Below are 17,049 nucleotides of genomic sequence, written 5' to 3'. Positions count from 1 at the left end.
TTCCCGGGTCCGGGGCACCCTGGAGCCATGGCGTGGCAACCACCGATCGTCGTCCACCGCCCGTCCGCCGACGGCGGGCGGCGTGTCACCGTGCGGGGACAGATCGTGGGGCTCGCGCACAACGACAAGGACCTCGTCGAGTTCCTGCGGCGCGCCGGCCTCGAGGACGCGGACATGGTGCTGGACGACCCGCACCTGGTGGAGTGGCGCGGCGGCAGGCCGCATCGCTGGGAGGCCGCCTAGAACGGGTGCCGTCCCCGCGCGTGAGCCGTGCAGGGCCCTTGGCCGCTGACGTTCCCTGCCCGACACTGAACCGATGACACAGCGCGTGGATCTCGCGACCGTGATGGACCGGCTGTCCATCGACGAGGTGATCACCGGTTACGCGGTGGCCGTGGACGACGCCGACTGGGGCGCCTACCGCGCCCTGTTCACCCGCGACGGCCGGGCCGACTACCGCGGTTCCGGCGGGATCGAGGGCGGAGCCGGCGACGTCGCCGACTGGCTGGCGGAGACGATGCGGCTCTTCCCCGTGCGCCAGCACCTCATTGTGAACCGGCGGGTGCGGATCCAGGACATGGGCGGCTACCCGGGCGACAGCGCCGAGGTGCTGGCCGACTACGTGAACCCGATGCGGCTCGCGTCGGGCGACGACTTCCTCTCCGGCGGCCGCTACACCTTCGCGCTGCTGCGCACCGACGCGGGGTGGCGGCTGCGTACGGTGACCGTTCACGAGAAGTGGCGCCGCATGGCGGAAGCCCTCACCACCGGCTGAGCCCCGGCCGCGCCCCGCCACGCGGTCGCGCGCGCCCCAGCTGAGACCCGCGCGGCTGAGATCCGCGCGCCCCCTGGGAGGGGCCCCGTCGCACGGCGCAGCGCCCGCACCCCCGGCCGGCCCCCGCCGGATGGCGGGACCCCCCACCCCCGGTGAGCCTCACAGCACGGCGCCGCCCCGGACACACGACCAGCGCGCCCCCTGGGACCGGCCCCGCCTCACGGCGAGCGCGCGTGCCCGGCCTCCCGCCGGATGGCGGCAGCCGCGCGTGAGTCTCGCCGCACGCCAGCCGCCCCACTCGCAAGGCGAGCGCGCGCCCCGCGCCGCGCTCCGTCACCGGAGTGCCCTCTGTCCCCCTCCGCCCCACGCGCGCACACTGGAGGCGGCACGTTCCCAGAGGCGGACCGAGGAGGCGGGGTATGCGGATACCGGTCGGCCGACGGCAGGAGGCGGCGAGCCGGCCGCCCACGTCACCCCGGTGGCGGGCCCTGCTCGCGGTCCCGGCCGGGGCCCTGCCCGCTCTGGCCTTCCCCGCGCCGGGCCTCTGGTGGTTCGCGTACATCGCCCTCGTCCCCTGGTTGCTGCTCGTCCGTGCGGCTCCGACCGGTCGGCGGGCGGCCCTCGAGGGCTGGCTCGGCGGCCTCGGGTTCATGGTGGCCGTCCACCACTGGCTGCTGCCGAGCCTTCATGTGTTCCTGTTGGTCCTGGCCGCCCTGCTCGGGCTGCTGTGGGCGCCGTGGGGCTGGCTGGTGCGTTCCATGACCGGCGGCCTACCCTCCCCCGCTCGCGCGGCGGCCGCGCTCGTCGTCGTCCCCTCCGGCTGGCTGATGGTCGAACTCATGCGGTCCTGGGAGGGGTTGGGCGGCCCCTGGGGACTCCTGGGGGCCAGCCAGTGGCAGGTGTCCCCGGCTCTGCGGCTCGTATCGGTCGGCGGTGTATGGCTGGTGAGCCTGCTGGTGGTGGCGGTCAACACGGCGGTGACCCTGATGGTGGCGGTCGCGGCCGTTCGGGTCACCGCCGCCACAGGTCTGACCCTGTGCGTCCTCGCCACTGGTTCCGTCTGGATGTGGGCGCAGCCCCCACGGGAGACGGGCGAAGTGCGGGTCGCCGTCGTGCAGCCCGGAGTGATCGAGGGTCCCGGTGGCGCCGAACGGCGCTTCACCCGCGGCGAGGAACTCACCCGTGGGCTCGCCGGTCAGGATGTGGATCTCGTCGTCTGGGGCGAGAGCAGCGTGGGCGCGGACCTGACCGGGCGGCCCGACCTGGCGGCCCGGCTGGCCGCGCTGTCCCGGACCGTCGAGGCGCCGGTGCTGGTCAATGTGGACGCGCGGCGGGCGGACCGACCGGGGATCTTCAAGAGCAGTGTGCTCGTCGACTCGGACGGCCCGACCGGCGACCGCTACGACAAAATGCGTCTGGTGCCGTTCGGTGAGTACGTCCCGGCCCGTTCGCTGCTCGGCTGGGTGACGTCGGTGGGCAAGGCGGCGGGCGAGGACCGCAGGCGCGGTTCCGGCCCGGTGGTGATGCGGCTTCCCGGCGAAGCCGGCCTGCGGCTGGGGCCGTTGGTCTGCTTCGAGTCCGCCTTCCCCGACATGAGCCGAAGGCTCACCCGTGACGGCGCCCACCTCCTGATCGCCCAGTCGGCGACCTCCACCTTCCAGGACAGCTGGGCGCCGGCGCAGCACGCCTCGCTGGCGGCGCTGCGGGCGGCGGAGTCCGGCCGGCCCATGGTCCACGCCACGCTCACGGGCGTGAGCGCGGTGTACGGGCCGGACGGCGCCCGGGTCGGCGCCCCGCTCGGCACCGACCGCAGCGCCTCGGCCGTGTACACGGTTCCGCTCTCCTCCGGCACGACCGCGTACGTCCGGCTCGGCGACTGGCCGGTGTACGCCGCCCTGGCCGTACTCGCCGCGCTCTGCGCCGCCGAGGGCGTGCGGTCCCTCAGGCGCCCTGGACCAGGGCCTGCCGCACCACCAGCTCGCACAGCTCATGAGTCTCCAGCGCGTCCCGCGCGCTGAGCGTCTTCCCTGCGCGTACGGCGTCGAGGAACGACAGGACGGCCTGTTCGATGCCGCGCTGCCGGGCGACCGGCACCCAGTCACCGCGCCGGCGCACGGTCGGCTGGCCCTTGTGGTCCACGATCTCGGCGAGGTTGAGGACCTGGCGCTTGCTGTCCTGGCCGGAGACTTCGAGGATCTCCTCGGTGGAGCCGTTCATCCGGTTCATCATGCCGATGGCGGTGAACCCGTCGCCGGAGAGCTGAAGGACCACGTGATGCATGAGTCCGTCACGGATCCGTGCCCGCACATCGGTGTGCTCCACCGGGCCCGGCAGAAGGAACCGCAGGGTGTCCACGACATGGATGAAGTCGTCGAGCACCAGGGTGCGCGGGTCCTCGGGCAGCCCGATGCGGTTCTTCTGCATCAGGATCAGTTCGCGAGGATGGTCGAGGCACTGCGCGTACGCCGGCGCGAGGCGGCGGTTGAAGCCCACCGCCAGGCCGACCCCGCGCTTCTCCGCGAGGTCCACGAGGGCCTGTGAATCGGCGAGTTCGTATGCGAGGGGCTTGTCGACGTACGTCGGTACGCCGGCCTCCAGGAGGCCGCTGACGATCTCGGCGTGCACGGCGGTCGGCGCGTGCACGAAGGCGGCGTCGATGCCGGCCGCGATGAGCGAGTCGAGGTCGGTGTGGCGCCGGCCCGGCGGGACGTGGTGTATCTCGGCGACCCGCTCCAGAGTGGCGGGGCTGCGGGTCTGCAGATGCAGTTCGACTCCGGGCAGGGCGCCCAGCACGGGAAGGTAGGCCTTCTGTGCGATGTCGCCGAGTCCGATGCAGCCAACCTTCACGGGGTGTCTCCCTGGCGTGGTGATGTGCTGGTCCCCCGGGAGCCGGCGGTGCTGGTTCCCGCAGGAGTTGTCGATGGTGTCACCGCAGGTCGTGCCCGTCGGAAACACCGGCAGCATACGTCGCGGCGGGCGGGCGCCAGTCGGCGATGCCGTCGAAGGCGCGCAGCGCCAGGCCGGGTCCGAGGCGGGAGACACCTGCCATCACGCCGTCGCGGACGGCCACGGCGGGCGCGCTGCCGAGGGTGGCGAGACGGCCGACCCGCGCGGCCTTGCGGACGAGAGCCGTGGTGCGCGGGAGCCGGTCCGCGGTGTACGCGGCGAGTGAACCGGCCGGGGTGGCCCCGGGCGCGGCATGGTGCGCGAGCACGACCGCGTCCTCGATGGCCTGGTTTCCGCCCTGTCCGAGGGTGGGTTGCATGGCATGCGCCGCGTCGCCGAGCAGCGCGACGCGGCCTCGGTGGAAGGCGGGCAGGGGCACGTCGAGGTGATGGACGTCGTGGCGCAGGACGGCGGCCGGGTCGGCGGTGGCGATGACCGCCGGGATCGGGTCGTGCCAGTCGCCGAACCGGCGCAGTAGTTCGTCCCTCTCGTCGGCGGCCCGGCCTCCGGCGGGGGCGACGGCCATCGCATAGGCGTAGATCCGGCCGTCCTTGAGCGGCTGGGTGCCCCAGAGGCTGCCCCGCCCCCAGGTCTCGTGGGGCGCGAAGGACTGCCCAGGGGCGGGGGCGACGAGGCGCCAGGTGGTGAACCCGGAGTACGACGGGCCCGGGTGGTGCGGGAAGAGCGTGCGGCGGGTCGCCGAGTGGATGCCGTCGGCCCCGACGACGAGCTCGGCCTCGTAGGCGCCGTCCGGGGTGGTGACGACGGCGGGCCGTTCGTCGCTGCCGGGGTCGGTGAGCGCGGCCGTGACGCCCGTGCGGATCACGCCGTCGGGGAGGGCCGAGGTGAGGAGGTCCACGAGCGTGGCCCGGTGCAGGAGGACGAGGGGGCCGCCGAAGCGGTCGGCGGCGGCCCGGGCGTTCGTACGGGAGAGCCAGCGGCCGGCCGGGGTGCGCATGCCGCCGTCGCCCTGCCAGGCGGAGAGGGCGCGGACCTGGTCACCGAGTCCGATGACGTCGAGGGCGCGCTGGGAGTTGGGGGCGAGGCCGATGCCCGCGCCGACCGGCGTCAGACCGGGCGCGCGCTCCAGGACCGTGACCTGCCAGCCCCGCCGGTACAGGCCTATCGCGGCGGTGAGTCCGCCGATTCCGGCTCCGATGACAAGGGCGCGGCGTTGTTCGGTGTCCATGACTCCCCCTAGGGAAACTACAGCTGTAGTGACGCCCTCACCGTACTACAGCTGTAGTGAGGGCGGTAGGTTGAACGCATGCCCGCACAGCGCCCCGCTTCCCGCCCTTCCGACGGCCCCTCCCGCAGCGACCTGATCGGCGACGCCGCACTCGCTCTCCTCGCCGAGCGGGGTATGCGCGGGCTCACCCACCGCGCCGTCGACGAGCGGGCCGGGCTTCCGCAGGGCTCGACGTCCAATCACGCCCGGACGCGCCTCGCCCTGCTGGAGACCGCGGTGAGGCGGCAGGCCGAGCGCGAGGCGCGGGTGCTCACCCCGGACGAGATGCCGGCGCCGGCCTCAGGCCGGGAGCAGCTGGCCGACGCACTCGCGCAGGCCTTGCACCGCCTGCTCGCCGACCATCGCGAACTGCTCGTCTCCCGCTACGAATTGGCCCTGGAGGCCACCCGCCGCCCCGAGCTCCGGTCGTTCTACGACAACGCGGGGGCGGCCTTCAGGGATCCGGTCGTCGCGCTCATGGCCGGCGCGGGCTCCCCCACTCCCCGGCGCCACGCGCTGGCGCTCATCGCCTGGTGCGAGGGGATGATGTTTTCCTGCACCGCCGGCTCGTACCACTCAGCGGTGCCGTCCCGGACCGAACTGCGTACGGGGTTTGAGGAGTTGCTGCGCGGGATGCTCGGCGGCCGGTGAAGGTTGTTCGTCTCCAGGGGACGGACGAACAACAAAGGCAAGGAGGTTACCGACTCCTTGCCACTCTCAACATATAGCGCACCGGGGGGCTTGTGGCAAGACCCGGGTAGTGCCGCAGAATCATCGGCCCATGGCCAGTACCTGCGGAAATGAGACTCTCATGATCGACGTGATCGTCGCCGGCGGTGGACCGACCGGCTTGATGCTGGCGGGCGAACTGCGGTTGCACGGGGTGCGGACGCTCGTACTGGAGAAGTTGACGGAGCCGGCCGGGCAGTCCCGCGGGCGCGGCCTGCACGCACGCAGCGTCGAGGTGATGGACCAGCGCGGCCTGCTGGAACGGTTCGCCGCGGAGAGCGAGCGGTTCCAGGTCGGCAGTCTCTTCGCCGGCATCGCCAGGCCGTGGCCGGACCGGCTGGACACCGCGCACCCGTACGGCCTCGCGACCCCGCAGATCGTCACCGAGCGGCTGCTGACCGAGCACGCCGTCGAGCTCGGCGTGGAGATCCGGCGCGGCTGCGAACTGGTCGGGCTCAGCCAGGACGAGCAGGGGGTGAGTGTCGAGTTGGCCGACGGCACGCGACTGCGCTCGCGCTATCTCGTCGGCTGCGACGGTGGCCGCAGCACCGTGCGCAAGCTGCTCGGTGTCGGCTTCCCCGGTGAACCCGCCAAGGTCGAGACGCTGTTGGGCGACATGGAGATGGCCGTGGACCCGGAGACGCTGGCCGCCGTGGTGGCCGAGGTCCGCAAGACCGAGCTGCGGTTCGGCGCCATCGGAGAAGGGGACGGGGTGTACCGCATCATCGTGCCGGCCGCGGGGGTGGCTGAGGACCCCGCGACCGCGCCGACCCTGGACGACTTCAAGCAGCAGCTGCGGGCGGTCGCGGGCACCGACTTCGGCGTGCACTCACCGCGCTGGCTGTCCCGGTTCGGCGACGCCACCCGGCAGGCCGAGCGCTACCGGGTCGGCCGGGTGCTGCTGGCCGGCGACGCGGCGCACATCCACCCGCCGACCGGCGGGCAGGGGCTCAACCTCGGTGTCCAGGACGCGTTCAACCTCGGCTGGAAGCTGGCCGCCGAGGTCAACGGCTGGGCCCCGCAGGGGCTGCTGGACAGCTATCACGCCGAACGGCATCCGGTGGGCGCCCGCGTGTTGGCCAACACGCGGGCGCAGATGGTGCTGCTGGGGACCGATCCGGGTGCGGTGGCTTTGCGAGAGCTGTTCGCGGAGCTCTCGGAGTTCGAGGAGGTGAACCGGTACCTGACAGGCATCATCACCGCGGTCGGCATCCGCTACGACTTCGGCGTGGGCCACGAACTGCTCGGCCGGCGGCTGCGGGACGTGGGGCTGAAGCGTGGTCGCCTCTACGAGCTGATGCACGGCGGCCGCGGGCTGCTGCTCGACCAGACGGGCCGGCTGTCGGTGGCGGGTTGGGAGGATCGGGTCGACCACGTCGTCGACGTGAGCGAGGAACTGGACGTGCCCGCGGTGCTGCTGCGGCCGGACGGCCACGTGGCGTGGGTCGGTGAAGATCAGCAGGATCTGCTCAGCCGGCTGCCCAAGTGGTTCGGTGCTGCCGTCGGCTGAGCGACCTCCCCGCCGCCGGGTGCCGGGCCCGGTGCCGGGCCCGCCGCCGGGTGCCGGGTCCGGATGCCGGGTCGGGTGCCAGGCCCAGGTCCGGGTCCGGGTCGGGTGCCAGGTCCGGGTCCGGGTCCGGGCCGGGGACGGCTGGGCGGCATGGCGCGGCGGTATGGCGTGGCGGCGAAACCCGGCCAGGTGAGCATCGTGTCCACGCCATCGGCATCACCCGTGCGGGGCAATCTCGGCACTCGGGGTGGGAAGATCGCGCGCCGCACAGCAGAGTGGCGCGGGTGCATCGAACGAGAACCACAGCGAAGGTCCTGGTGGGGGTGGCGGTCGCGGCCGTCTCCGGCTGCGTGTCGGTGGAGGCGGGTCCTGCCCCCGGGGCCCTGCCGGTCCCCGAGGTGAGCAGCCCGGCCGCCGCGCGGGACGTGGAGCCGCAGATCATCCAGGCGCCCGCCAGGGAGGCGCTGGAGGCCGCCACGCCCTCCGCCGAGGCCGCACCGCCCCGCCGCCCCGCGCCGAAGGCGGAGAACGCCCCCGCTGAGAAGACCGCCCGGCGGCACCGCCCCGACGCCCCTGGCCGGGGGTGGCAGCGCGACCTACCGGAGCTGCCACCCTCGGCGCGGCTGCCCCCGGCGGCCCACCCGCAGGTGGGCGGAGACCTGTGCGCGCTGGGCAAGAAGTACGGCGGGTGGCAGCCGCACAGTCCGCAGGCCCGGATCTGTGAGGACACCTACGGGCAGTGAGGGCCCGGCGGCCTGCCGGAGTCCGGTCGCCGCTCGACCGTCCGTCCCGGCCGCCGGTTCACTCGGCGCTCAGCCGACCGTCCAGCCGGTCGATGGCCGTTCTGACGCCGTGTCCGTAGCCGTCGTCGGCCAGCGCTTTCGATGCCGCGCGGGCCCGGTCCAGATGGATCCGCGCGTCGTCGGGCCGCCGCAGCTTCACATAGTCGGCGGCCAGATTGAGGTGGAGCGAGGGGTACAGCGCCCGCAGCGCGACGGCAGTGTCGTGCTGGGCCAACCGCTCCTCGTCCAGCGCGTCCGCCGCCGTGAGGGCCCGGAGGTCCCAGGCCAGCTCGTCGTCCGGGTCGTCCTGCGCGTCGGCCATGTAGTGCGCGAGCGTGCACCGGTGCAGGGGGTCCCCGTCGGCGCCGATCTGCTCCCACAGCTCGCCGAAACGGTTGCGGGCCTCCTCCCGGTCGCCGCCGTGGAGCAGCATCATCGCCTGCCCGATCCTGGTCATCACACCGTCGTCCCCCGGCGCCTGCTGCTGCTCGGTCACTGCGACCTCCGTGCTCGTGAGATCTTCGACGCTAGCTGCCGCGGCCGATGACGGCCGAGAGGCTCGGGCACCACCCCGAGCCTGTCAGCCGGACGCCCGGTCCGGATCCCCTACACGGACCCCGGCCGCGGACCGGGGAGCCACAGGCTCCGAGCATGGACCCGGGCCACGGACTCCGGACATGGACCGGGCCGCGAACCCGCGCACAGCCGGGGCCCACAGGCTCGTGACGTGGACCCGGGCCCGCGAACCCGAGCACGTCCGCCGGGCACGGGTTCCAGACATGGACCAGGCCCACGCCACCGGGCACGGGCGTCGGCGTCGGCGTCGGCGTCGGACTTCTAGCCCTGGACCCCCAGGTCCGGGATCCGCCAGTCGATCGGCGCATGGCCCTGCGCCGCGACCGCCTCGTTGATCTGCGTGAACGGGCGGGACCCGAAGAACTTCTTCGCGGAGAGGGGCGAGGGATGCGCCCCCTTCACCACCACGTGCCGCTCCTCGTCGATCAGCGGCAGCTTCTTCTGCGCGTAGTTGCCCCAGAGCACGAACACCGCCGGGTCGGGCCGCTCGGCCACCGCGCGGATCACCGCGTCGGTGAACTTCTCCCAACCCTTGCCCTTGTGCGAGTTGGCCTCGCCGCCCCGCACGGTGAGCACCGCGTTGAGCAGCAGCACTCCCTGCTCGGCCCACGGCATCAGATAGCCGTTGTCCGGAACCGGGTGGCCGAGCTCCTCCTTCATCTCCTTGTAGATGTTCCGCAGGGAGGGAGGCGTCTTCACACCCGGCCGCACCGAGAAGCAGAGGCCGTGCCCCTGCCCCTCTCCGTGGTAGGGGTCCTGGCCGAGGACGAGGACCTTGACCTTGTCGTACGGCGTGGCGTCCAGCGCGGCGAAGACCTCGTCGCGCGGCGGATAGACCGGCCCCTTGGCCCGCTCCTCCTCGACGAACTCGGTGAGCTGCTTGAAGTACAGCTTCTGCAGCTCCTCGCCGAGGACGCCGCGCCAGGACTCGGGCAGCATGTCGGTGTCGGTCACGTCAACAACCTCCGGTAGGCGATCACTTCTTGCGAAGAACCTACCGGGGGCCACTGACAACGGCTGCTACCAGCTCTTCTTCCGCTGGAGCTCCCACAGCTGCATGACCGTCTGCGGGTCCATCGCGCGCTCGCCGCCCGCGATCTCCTCGCTCGCGGCGACATACAGCTTGCCCTGCCACAGCGGCAGCAGCCGGACGTCGTCGACCAGGATCTGCTGGGCCTGCTCGAACTGCTTGGAGACGGCGCCGCGGTCGCTCTCGCGCCGGGACTGGGGCAGCAGCTCCTTGGTGATCACGGGGCTGTCGTACGGCGTGCGCAGCACGTTGTTCTTTCCGACGAACGGCGCGATGAAGTTGTCCGGGTCCGGGAAGTCGGGGAACCAGCCTCGTCCGAAGACGGGGTACTGGCCCTTCTGGTAGCCGGCCTGGAACTCCTTCCACGGCTTGCCCTGGATCGTCACCTTGAAAAGGCCCGAAGCCTCGAGTTGCCGCTTGAGCTCGGCGAACTCCTTCGCGGTCGCGGAGCCGTACCGGTCGGTGGTGAACCAGAACGTCAGCTCCACCGGCTTGTCGATGCCGGCCTCGCGGAGGATCTTCTTCGCCTTGTCGACGCTCGGGTTCTGGTAGCGGTCGTAGAAGGCGGTGGTGTGCCCGGCGATGCCCTTGGGGACCATCGAGTACAGCGGCTCGGCCGTGCCCTGGTAGACCTTGGCGACGAGCGCGTCACGGTCGACGATCTGGGCGATCGCCTTGCGGACGGGGAGCTTGCGCACCGAGGGGTCGGCGGGGTTGAAGACCAGGTAGCGAATGTCGGCTCCGGTCGATTCGACCAGCTGGAGCCCTTCGTTCTCGGGCTTCTTCTCCTGGAGGTCGACGACCTCCTCCGCGGTGAGACCGCGGTTGGTCGCGTCGATCTCCTTGTTCTTCAGCGCCGCCACCATCGCCTCGGACTCCTTGAAGTACCGGATGGTGACGCCGTTGTTCTTACGGTCGGCGAAGCCCTTGTACTGGGGGTTCCTGCCGAGCTCCGCCTTGTTGCCCTCTTCGTACGACTCGAGGACGAAGGGGCCCGAGCCGAGCAGCTTGCCGTCCTCACGCAGCTTGTCCGCGGGGTACTCGGCCGGGTCGACCAGGGACATCGCGGGGGTGGCGAGGATGAACGGGAAGGTCGCGTCCGACTGGGTCAGCCGGAAGGTGACCTTGCGGTCGCCGCTGACGTCGATCGTGCCGAGAGAGCCGAGCAGACCGTTCGGACCACCGTCGACGTTGATCTTCCGGATGCGCTCGATGGAGTGCCGTACCGCCTTGGCGTCCAGAGGGTGCCCGTTGGAGAAGGTCAGCCCCTCACGGAGCGTGCACTCGAAGACCTGGCTCGCCGAGTCGGTGAACTTGCAGTCGGCGGCGTCGGGCTGGGGGGTGCTGCTGCCGGTCGGGAAGCTCAGAAGCGTCTGGAAGACATTCCGGTACAACTCCCACGAACCGTCCCAAGAAGCAGCCGGATCGAGCGTGCTGGGCGCGCTCGTCGTGCCGACGACGATCCGCTTCTCCCCATCCTCGTCATCGCCCGAAAAGGCACTGCATCCGGACACCAGGGATATGGACGCAAGGGCTGCAGCGACCTGCAGACTGGTCCGGTTGAACACGTGCGCACGCTCCTCGTTCAGCCATGGGTCGGCCGACCATACCGCAGCGCCCCGCCAGGTCAATGCGGAACCCTGGCGGGGCACTTGAGTCAATCAGCGGTCATTCAGGACAATACGGGTCAGCCGACTCCGGCATTGAGGAAAATTCCCCCGTCGACGACGAGCGTCTGGCCGGTGATCCAGTCCGACTGCTCGGAGGTCAGGAAGGCGGCCGCACCCCCGATGTCCTCGGGCACGCCGAGGCGGCCCAGCGGGTACGCGGCAGTGACCTCTTCCTCCCTGTCCGCGTAGAGCGCCTCGGCGAACTTCGTCCTGACCACGGCCGGGGCGATCGCGTTGACCCGTACGACCGGGGCGAACTCGTGCGCCAGCTGCAGGGTCAGATTGACCATGGCGGCCTTGCTCATGCCGTAGGCGCCGACGAAGGGCGAGGCTGCGAGACCGGCGACCGACGCGATGTTCACGATCGCACCGCCGTTCTCCCTCTGCCAGGCCTTCCAGGTCTGCTGCGCGAAGCCCAGCGCCGAGATCACATTGGTCTCGTAGACCTTGCGGGCCACATTGAGGTCGAGGTCCGCCATGGGGCCGAAGACCGGGTTGGTACCCGCGTTGTTGATCAGGAAGTCGACGCGGCCGAAGGCCTCCATGGCCCGCTCGACGGCGACGGCCTGGTGGGTCTCGTCGTGGGCCTTGCCCGCGACGCCGATGACCCGGTCGGCGCCGAGCCGCTCGACGGCCTCCTTGAGGGCGTCCTCGCCCCGGCCCGTGATGCACACCCGGTCGCCGCGGGCGACCAGCGCCTCGGCGACGCCGTAGCCGATGCCCCGACTGGCGCCGGTGACCAGCGCGACCTTGCCGGACAGTTCGGGAAGTTCCGATGCGGTCATGTTCTTCACCCTTCGCTTCAGTTGAGCGGGCCGCCGGCCACGTACATGACCTGGCCCGAGACGAAGCCGGCGTCGTCGCCGGTGAAGAAGGCGATCGCGTTCGCGATGTCCTCGGGGCGGCCGACCCGCTGCACCGGGATCTGGGTGGCGGCGGCGGCCTGGAACTCCTCGAAGCCCATGCCCACGCGCGCGGCGGTCTGCGCGGTCATCTCGGTGACGATGAAACCGGGCGCGACGGCGTTGGCGGTGATGCCGAACTTGCCGAGCTCCTTGGCGAGGGTCTTGGTGAAGCCCTGGAGACCCGCCTTGACCGCGGAGTAGTTGGCCTGGCCCCGGTTGCCCAGCGCGGAGCTGGAGGAGAGCGAGACGATCCGGCCGAAGCCCGCGTCGACCATGTGCTTCTGACAGGCCTTGGCCATCAGGAACGCGCCCTTGAGGTGCACGTTCATCACGGTGTCCCAGTCGGACTCGCTCATCTTGAAGAGGAGGTTGTCGCGCAGGACGCCCGCGTTGTTCACGAGGATCGTCGGCGCGCCGAGCTCCGTGGCGACGCGCGCGACGGCGGCCTCCACCTGGGCGCTGTCGGAGACGTCGCAGCCGACGGCGATGGCGGTGCCACCGGCGGCGGTGATCTTCTCGACGGTGTCCTTGCAGGCCGCCTCGTCGAGGTCGAGTACGGCGACGGCGCGGCCCTCGGCCGCGAGCCGTACGGCGGTCGCGGCGCCAATGCCCCGTGCCGCGCCGGTCACGACGGCGACGCGCTGCTCGGTGGTGGACATGCTGGTTCTCCTCGCCCTTGGATCCCTTGGATGCGGCCCAGACCGTGCGTCCCGCAGATGAGCGACCGCTTAGTACCTTCCGCAGACGAGACGCTAGAAGCCCTGGCACCCGGTGTCAACGGCCCACCGGGTGCGCCCGCTCACTCCCCGTCGCAACCCGGGTTCGATCAGCGCACCAGAAGATCGAGCAGCCTTTCGACCTCGGCCTCCGGATCGGTGGTGAGTCCGGTGTGCACCGGGCCCGGCTGGACGACCGTGGAGCGGGGCGCGATGAGCCAGCGGAAGCGCCGTCCGGCGTCGTCACGGGCTGCCTGACCGGCGTCTTCCCCGCCCCGGCAGACCCCCTCGACGGCGTGCAGCGCCGCCCGTACGCCGATGATGTCCGCCCCCGGGTCGAGCGCCCTCAGTTTGGTCTCGTCCAGGTGCGTCCTGGCGGCCACGAAGGTCTTGGCGCGGCAGTAGACCACCACCCCTGCATTGAGGTACTCACCGCGCTCGACACGGGGCACCACGCGCAGCAGCGCGTACTCGAAGACGTCCCGGTCGCTCACTGGTCGCCGTCCTTCTTGCTCTTGGTGGGGTGCGGCCAGGGAGCGAGGTGATCGGTCAGCCAGCCCGGTGCCTGCGACGACTTGCGCTCGGCGCGCGGCCCGAGGTTGATCCGCTCGTGGATGGTGGCGGCCCGCGGCAGCAGGGCCTCCACATAGGCGCGCCGCAGCGCGTCGGTGGTCTCGAAGCCGGGCTCGTCGACGAGCCACTCGTCGGGGACGTCGGCGGTCACCTCGGTGAGCAGGTCGCGGGTGACCAGGGGGGCCAGCTCGGCGGCCGCCGTGATCACGTCCGGGGCGAAGGGCGCGAGGACGTGGTCGGAGGCGTCGTAGGGCTTGGCGGCGGAGGCCTCGGCGCCCGGCCAGTTGTGGTGCCAGATCATGGTGGCACCGTGGTCGATGAGCCAGACGTCGCCGTGCCAGACGAGCATGTTCGGATTGCGCCAGGAGCGGTCGACGTTGTTGATCAGGGCGTCGAACCAGACGACCCGGCCCGCCTCCGCCGGGTCCACCTCGTACGCGAGCGGATCGAATCCGAGCGAGCCCGGCAGATAGTCCATGCCCAGGTTCAGCCCGCCGCTCGCCTTGAGCAGCTCCTGCACCTCCTGGTCGGGCTCAGCGAGGCCGATGACGGGATCGAGCTGGATGGTGACCAGTTCGGGCACGCGCAGCCCGAGCCGGCGCGCCAGCTGCCCGCAGATGACTTCGGCGACCAGGGTCTTGCGCCCCTGCCCCGCGCCGGTGAACTTCATGACGTACGTGCCGAGATCGTCGGCCTCGACGATCCCGGGGAGCGAGCCGCCCTCACGCAGGGGCGTGACATAGCGGGTCGCTACGACCTCTTCCAACACTTTCCCAGGCCACCCATCTCTTCAGCCTTACAATCCACGGACGACTTCTCCGGAGCGTAGAGGCAGGAACTCAGGGGTCAACGGCGCTGGGGACAATCTGGGGAGTTTCGGCCGGCGAGCCGGTCTCCCCGCTCCCCAAGCAGACCGTCGATGGTGCCGCGCCCCTTGCTGCCAGCTTCTGGCATGAAGTGAGCATAGTAACCGAGGGTGATCGCCGGAGAGGAGTGTCCGAGCCACCGAGCCAGGGTCACGACGGACTCTCCGGCTTCCAACATGATCGAGGCGTAGGTGTGCCGAAGCACGTGGAAACCGTCCTTCGGGGCCGCCGCCCACTGCCAGGCTTTCGTTCCCTCGGCACGTGGCGGGATGACGTCGGCCTTGGCCAAGGCCGGCTTCCAGGTGTAGGTGTTCCATGTGTTCACCGCGACGGCGTTGCCGAAGCGCATGGTGAGCAGCAGGGAGAACTTCTTCCTCTCCCCCTCCGGCTTCCCCCATGGCAGCTCCACCTCTACCGGCGGGAACGCTTCGATGTGACGCTTCAGTTCCTCAGCTACCGACCCGAAGACCTCGTCCTGGCGGAGTCCGCACCCCAGGCCGACTACGACGGCGATCCTGTTCCGCTCGCTGATGGCATCGCGGACTCGCAGTGCCGTACGCATCGGCCACGAGTCGCGCCGCTCCCGTGGCGACTTGGGCCACCGCACAGATTTCGCGTGCATTGGGTTGCGCGCGAGGCGCTTGTCGTCGTGACCTCTATTGGGAACACGGCTTCCCGGAACTCCTGAACGGCGACGCCTTCGAGATATGGAAGAGGCGGACCGAGGCCGGCGCCCAACGGTGCGCGGCCTCGGGGCCGCGGTCGAGGCTGACGAACCCGCTGACCGGCGCCTCCGATACTCGTGATCGCCAGGATCGTCGAAGAGCTGGTCGGATGGTGCGCGGGGAGCCCTAGGCGATGGACGTCGGGCCGAGGTTGTCGGCGACGGCGTCCAGGGCAGCCCGCCACGGATACGTGGCGGGATTGCCCTGGCCCGGTTCGTTCGGGATGAAGCCGCCTTCGCCGTACAGCACCCGGGCCCCTGCGCTCCGGAGGGCGTCGATCGAGCGCTGGAACTGCGGGTGCGCGACGTACGCGCGGTTCACGCACGGCATCATCACCATGGGGATGCCCTTGCCGATGCCCTCGGCAACTACGCCGACGAGCCACTTGTCCGTGATCCCGAGCGCCCACTGATTGATCGTGTTGAAGGTCGCCGGCGCGACGATGACGGCGTCCGGCTTCGGCCACACGTCCGGCTCTCCGGGGAGGCGGTAGTCCCAGCGGACGGGGTGGCCGGTGAGGGCGGCGAGGCCGTCGAGGGAGTCGGCGAGCCAGCGGGCGGCCGTCGGAGTGAGACCGAGGCATACGTCCCAGCCGTCGGCCAGCGCCTCCTCGATGACGCGTGCGACGTCGAAGACGGGCGGGGCCGCGCTGCTGAACAGGTACAGGGTCGGAGTGGTCATGAGGGTATCCGATCACAGCCAGGCGGCCACCAACTTGGCGGAGCCCCTTGTGAATCCACCTGTCGCGGCATAGAGCAGCGCGTAGCGTTCCGGGTGACGGGTCAGAGACGGGAGTCCGGTATGCCGACGCGCGACGAGGACCACACCGGTACGCGGATCAAGGAGCAGCGGAGGCTGGCGGGGCTGACTCAGCGGGAGCTGTCGTGCCGGATTCCGTACTCGTACAGCTGGCTCACCCAGGTCGAGTGCGGAGCCCGGCCAGCGTCCTCGGACTTCGTCGCGGCCGTCGCGCGAGCGCTGCGGATCGATGTCACGGTGCTGACGGGTCAGCCGTACGTGACGCAGATGCAGGAGGACCGGCTGGCGGAGCTGATCCGGCCGATCCGTGAGTCCCTCGACCTGTACGACCTCGGCGACGATCCCCAGGTCACCACACGCACAGCCGGCGAGCTCGTCACCGCCACTGACGAGCTGTGCGCCCATGTCCGCGCCACCCACCTGCACGCGGCGGCGTCAGCCCTCCCAGACATCATCACGGAACTGACCGTCCTGTGCTGGCGTTCGCCGACGACGGAGCTGTGGCGAGCCCTGGGTTCTGCCTACCGCACCGCGCACGACGTCACGGTGAAGCTGGGGTACTTCGATCTCGCCAGCGTCGCCCTCGACCGGCTCGGCTGGGCGGCGGAGCGGGCTTCGGATCCCTGCTTGGCGGCCATGCGGCAGTACTTCCGGGGGCTGGTCTACTTCCGCGAAGGGGAGTACGGCATCGGCTTGCGCCTGGTCCGCTCCGGCCACAGACTGCTCGACCCGGGCGACTCGACCCGCGAGGCTCTCACTGTCGCCGGACAGCTTCACCTCGGCGGTTCCGTGCTGGCGGCGCGGGCCGAGGACGCGAGCGCGGCCGCCAGCCACATCGCACGGGCCCGCGACTACGCGGGGCGGGTCGGCGACGCCAGCAAGGTGCATTGGCTCAATTTCGGCCCGGTGAACGTGGCCTTGCACGAGATGACCGTGGCGATGGAGATGCGTCAGTACGACGAGGCGCTGCGGCAAGCCAAGGCGATCAAGCTGCCGGCCTCGATCGCGACGTCCCGCCGCGCGCACTTCTTCATCGACCGGGCCCGCCTCGAGATGGAACTGGGCAAAGTAGAGCCGTCGTTGCGGTCGCTCTGGGCGGCGCGGCGGGCGGCGCCGGAGCAGACCCGCTATCACCCTGGTGCCAGGGAGACGATCCGCGGGCTCGTTCACCTCTCCCGCCGGATTCCGGAGCCGCTGCGGAACATGGCGGCCTGGATCGGCATGTAGGGGCAGTTGGGACTCTCGTTGAAGTGAAAGAG

18 protein-coding genes are annotated in these 17,049 nt (G+C 71.1%); 7 read left to right on the top strand and 11 right to left on the bottom strand.

From position 1 onward, the window contains the following. Positions 1-27: 27 nt before the first annotated feature. The 3 genes from ACZ7J0_RS08560 to lnt all read left to right on the top strand — a co-directional run bounded on the left by ACZ7J0_RS08560 (position 28) and on the right by lnt (position 2,793). Positions 28-243, top strand: coding sequence for a hypothetical protein (locus ACZ7J0_RS08560; RefSeq protein WP_470885271.1), 216 nt, complete (start codon positions 28-30; stop codon positions 241-243). 73 nt (positions 244-316) lie between these two features. Then, a complete protein-coding gene (locus tag ACZ7J0_RS08555; RefSeq protein WP_470885269.1) occupies positions 317-775 on the top strand; it encodes a nuclear transport factor 2 family protein in 459 nt (152 codons plus the stop codon). A 419-nt stretch (positions 776-1,194) separates the two neighbouring features. Continuing rightward, a complete protein-coding gene (lnt, locus tag ACZ7J0_RS08550; RefSeq protein WP_470885268.1) occupies positions 1,195-2,793 on the top strand; it encodes an apolipoprotein N-acyltransferase in 1,599 nt (532 codons plus the stop codon). On the opposite strand, the gene ACZ7J0_RS08545 is transcribed toward lnt, so the two are convergent. Together ACZ7J0_RS08545 and ACZ7J0_RS08540 are read right to left on the bottom strand one after the other, a co-directional pair. After that, positions 2,717-3,622 carry a Gfo/Idh/MocA family protein gene (locus ACZ7J0_RS08545; protein ID WP_470885266.1) on the bottom strand — a complete coding sequence of 302 codons (906 nt, stop codon included), beginning with the start codon at positions 3,620-3,622 and terminating at the stop codon, positions 2,717-2,719. The genes lnt and ACZ7J0_RS08545 overlap by 77 nt on opposite strands. A 79-nt stretch (positions 3,623-3,701) precedes the next feature. Then, entirely contained in the window at positions 3,702-4,910 is a 1,209-nt protein-coding gene (locus tag ACZ7J0_RS08540) for an FAD-dependent monooxygenase (RefSeq protein WP_470885264.1), read from the bottom strand. 78 nt (positions 4,911-4,988) lie between these two features. On the opposite strand from ACZ7J0_RS08540, the gene ACZ7J0_RS08535 reads away from it, so the two are divergent. From ACZ7J0_RS08535 to ACZ7J0_RS08525, 3 genes are all read left to right on the top strand, one after another. Next, a complete protein-coding gene (locus tag ACZ7J0_RS08535) occupies positions 4,989-5,600 on the top strand; it encodes a TetR/AcrR family transcriptional regulator (protein ID WP_470885262.1) in 612 nt (203 codons plus the stop codon). Positions 5,601-5,760: 160 nt separating this feature from the next. After that, on the top strand, positions 5,761-7,188 hold the full coding sequence (rox, locus tag ACZ7J0_RS08530; RefSeq protein ID WP_470885260.1) for a rifampin monooxygenase: 1,428 nt from the start codon (positions 5,761-5,763) through the stop codon (positions 7,186-7,188). Between the two features lie 284 nt (positions 7,189-7,472). Next, complete coding sequence (locus tag ACZ7J0_RS08525) at positions 7,473-7,931, top strand: hypothetical protein (protein ID WP_470885258.1); 459 nt, start codon at positions 7,473-7,475, stop codon at positions 7,929-7,931. 58 nt (positions 7,932-7,989) lie between these two features. Here ACZ7J0_RS08525 and ACZ7J0_RS08520 read toward each other — a convergent pair whose 3' ends face one another. The 9 genes from ACZ7J0_RS08520 to ACZ7J0_RS08480 all read right to left on the bottom strand — a co-directional run bounded on the left by ACZ7J0_RS08520 (position 7,990) and on the right by ACZ7J0_RS08480 (position 15,712). Beyond that, a complete protein-coding gene (locus tag ACZ7J0_RS08520; RefSeq protein WP_470885256.1) occupies positions 7,990-8,466 on the bottom strand; it encodes a hypothetical protein in 477 nt (158 codons plus the stop codon). A 341-nt stretch (positions 8,467-8,807) separates the two neighbouring features. Beyond that, positions 8,808-9,500, bottom strand: a complete 693-nt coding sequence (locus ACZ7J0_RS08515; RefSeq protein ID WP_470885255.1) for a uracil-DNA glycosylase — start codon at positions 9,498-9,500, stop codon at positions 8,808-8,810. Positions 9,501-9,566: 66 nt separating this feature from the next. Continuing rightward, positions 9,567-11,144: an ABC transporter substrate-binding protein gene (locus ACZ7J0_RS08510; RefSeq protein ID WP_470885253.1), complete on the bottom strand. Its 1,578-nt coding sequence runs from the start codon at positions 11,142-11,144 to the stop codon at positions 9,567-9,569. A 119-nt stretch (positions 11,145-11,263) separates the two neighbouring features. Further along, positions 11,264-12,031: an SDR family oxidoreductase gene (locus tag ACZ7J0_RS08505; RefSeq protein WP_470885251.1), complete on the bottom strand. Its 768-nt coding sequence runs from the start codon at positions 12,029-12,031 to the stop codon at positions 11,264-11,266. 17 nt (positions 12,032-12,048) lie between these two features. Beyond that, entirely contained in the window at positions 12,049-12,810 is a 762-nt protein-coding gene (gene fabG / locus ACZ7J0_RS08500; protein ID WP_470885249.1) for a 3-oxoacyl-ACP reductase FabG, read from the bottom strand. Between the two features lie 167 nt (positions 12,811-12,977). Further along, positions 12,978-13,361, bottom strand: a complete 384-nt coding sequence (locus ACZ7J0_RS08495) for a DUF3037 domain-containing protein (RefSeq protein ID WP_470885247.1) — start codon at positions 13,359-13,361, stop codon at positions 12,978-12,980. Then, on the bottom strand, positions 13,358-14,209 hold the full coding sequence (locus ACZ7J0_RS08490) for a HipA family kinase (protein WP_470885245.1): 852 nt from the start codon (positions 14,207-14,209) through the stop codon (positions 13,358-13,360). The genes ACZ7J0_RS08495 and ACZ7J0_RS08490 overlap by 4 nt, the downstream gene beginning before the upstream one ends. A gap of 77 nt (positions 14,210-14,286) precedes the next feature. Continuing rightward, complete coding sequence (locus ACZ7J0_RS08485; RefSeq protein WP_470885243.1) at positions 14,287-14,868, bottom strand: tyrosine-type recombinase/integrase; 582 nt, start codon at positions 14,866-14,868, stop codon at positions 14,287-14,289. Positions 14,869-15,157: 289 nt separating this feature from the next. Next, positions 15,158-15,712, bottom strand: coding sequence for a flavoprotein (locus tag ACZ7J0_RS08480; RefSeq protein WP_470885241.1), 555 nt, complete (start codon positions 15,710-15,712; stop codon positions 15,158-15,160). Positions 15,713-15,832: 120 nt separating this feature from the next. Here ACZ7J0_RS08480 and ACZ7J0_RS08475 point away from each other — a divergent pair, with 120 nt between their 5' ends. Then, positions 15,833-17,017, top strand: a complete 1,185-nt coding sequence (locus ACZ7J0_RS08475; RefSeq protein WP_470885239.1) for a helix-turn-helix domain-containing protein — start codon at positions 15,833-15,835, stop codon at positions 17,015-17,017. Positions 17,018-17,049 lie beyond the last annotated feature (32 nt).

It is taken from the genome of Streptomyces sp. NPDC038280 (genome assembly GCF_055600045.1).
The sequence above is the reverse complement of the archived record's forward strand: the minus strand, read 5'-3'. Positions and strand labels throughout refer to the sequence as shown.

Bases quoted from the DNA above. Each gene is read 5' to 3' on its own strand.
- ACZ7J0_RS08560 (WP_470885271.1), top strand. From the start codon at position 28: ATGGCGTGGCAACCACCGATCGTCGTCCACCGCCCGTCCGCCGACGGC.
- ACZ7J0_RS08555 (WP_470885269.1), top strand. From the start codon at position 317: ATGACACAGCGCGTGGATCTCGCGACCGTGATGGACCGGCTGTCCATC.
- lnt (WP_470885268.1), top strand. From the start codon at position 1,195: ATGCGGATACCGGTCGGCCGACGGCAGGAGGCGGCGAGCCGGCCGCCC.
- ACZ7J0_RS08540 (WP_470885264.1), bottom strand. From the start codon at position 4,910: ATGGACACCGAACAACGCCGCGCCCTTGTCATCGGAGCCGGAATCGGC.
- ACZ7J0_RS08535 (WP_470885262.1), top strand. From the start codon at position 4,989: ATGCCCGCACAGCGCCCCGCTTCCCGCCCTTCCGACGGCCCCTCCCGC.
- rox (WP_470885260.1), top strand. From the start codon at position 5,761: ATGATCGACGTGATCGTCGCCGGCGGTGGACCGACCGGCTTGATGCTG.
- ACZ7J0_RS08505 (WP_470885251.1), bottom strand. From the start codon at position 12,031: ATGACCGCATCGGAACTTCCCGAACTGTCCGGCAAGGTCGCGCTGGTC.
- fabG (WP_470885249.1), bottom strand. From the start codon at position 12,810: ATGTCCACCACCGAGCAGCGCGTCGCCGTCGTGACCGGCGCGGCACGG.
- ACZ7J0_RS08485 (WP_470885243.1), bottom strand. From the start codon at position 14,868: ATGCGTACGGCACTGCGAGTCCGCGATGCCATCAGCGAGCGGAACAGG.
- ACZ7J0_RS08480 (WP_470885241.1), bottom strand. From the start codon at position 15,712: ATGACCACTCCGACCCTGTACCTGTTCAGCAGCGCGGCCCCGCCCGTC.
- ACZ7J0_RS08475 (WP_470885239.1), top strand. From the start codon at position 15,833: ATGCCGACGCGCGACGAGGACCACACCGGTACGCGGATCAAGGAGCAG.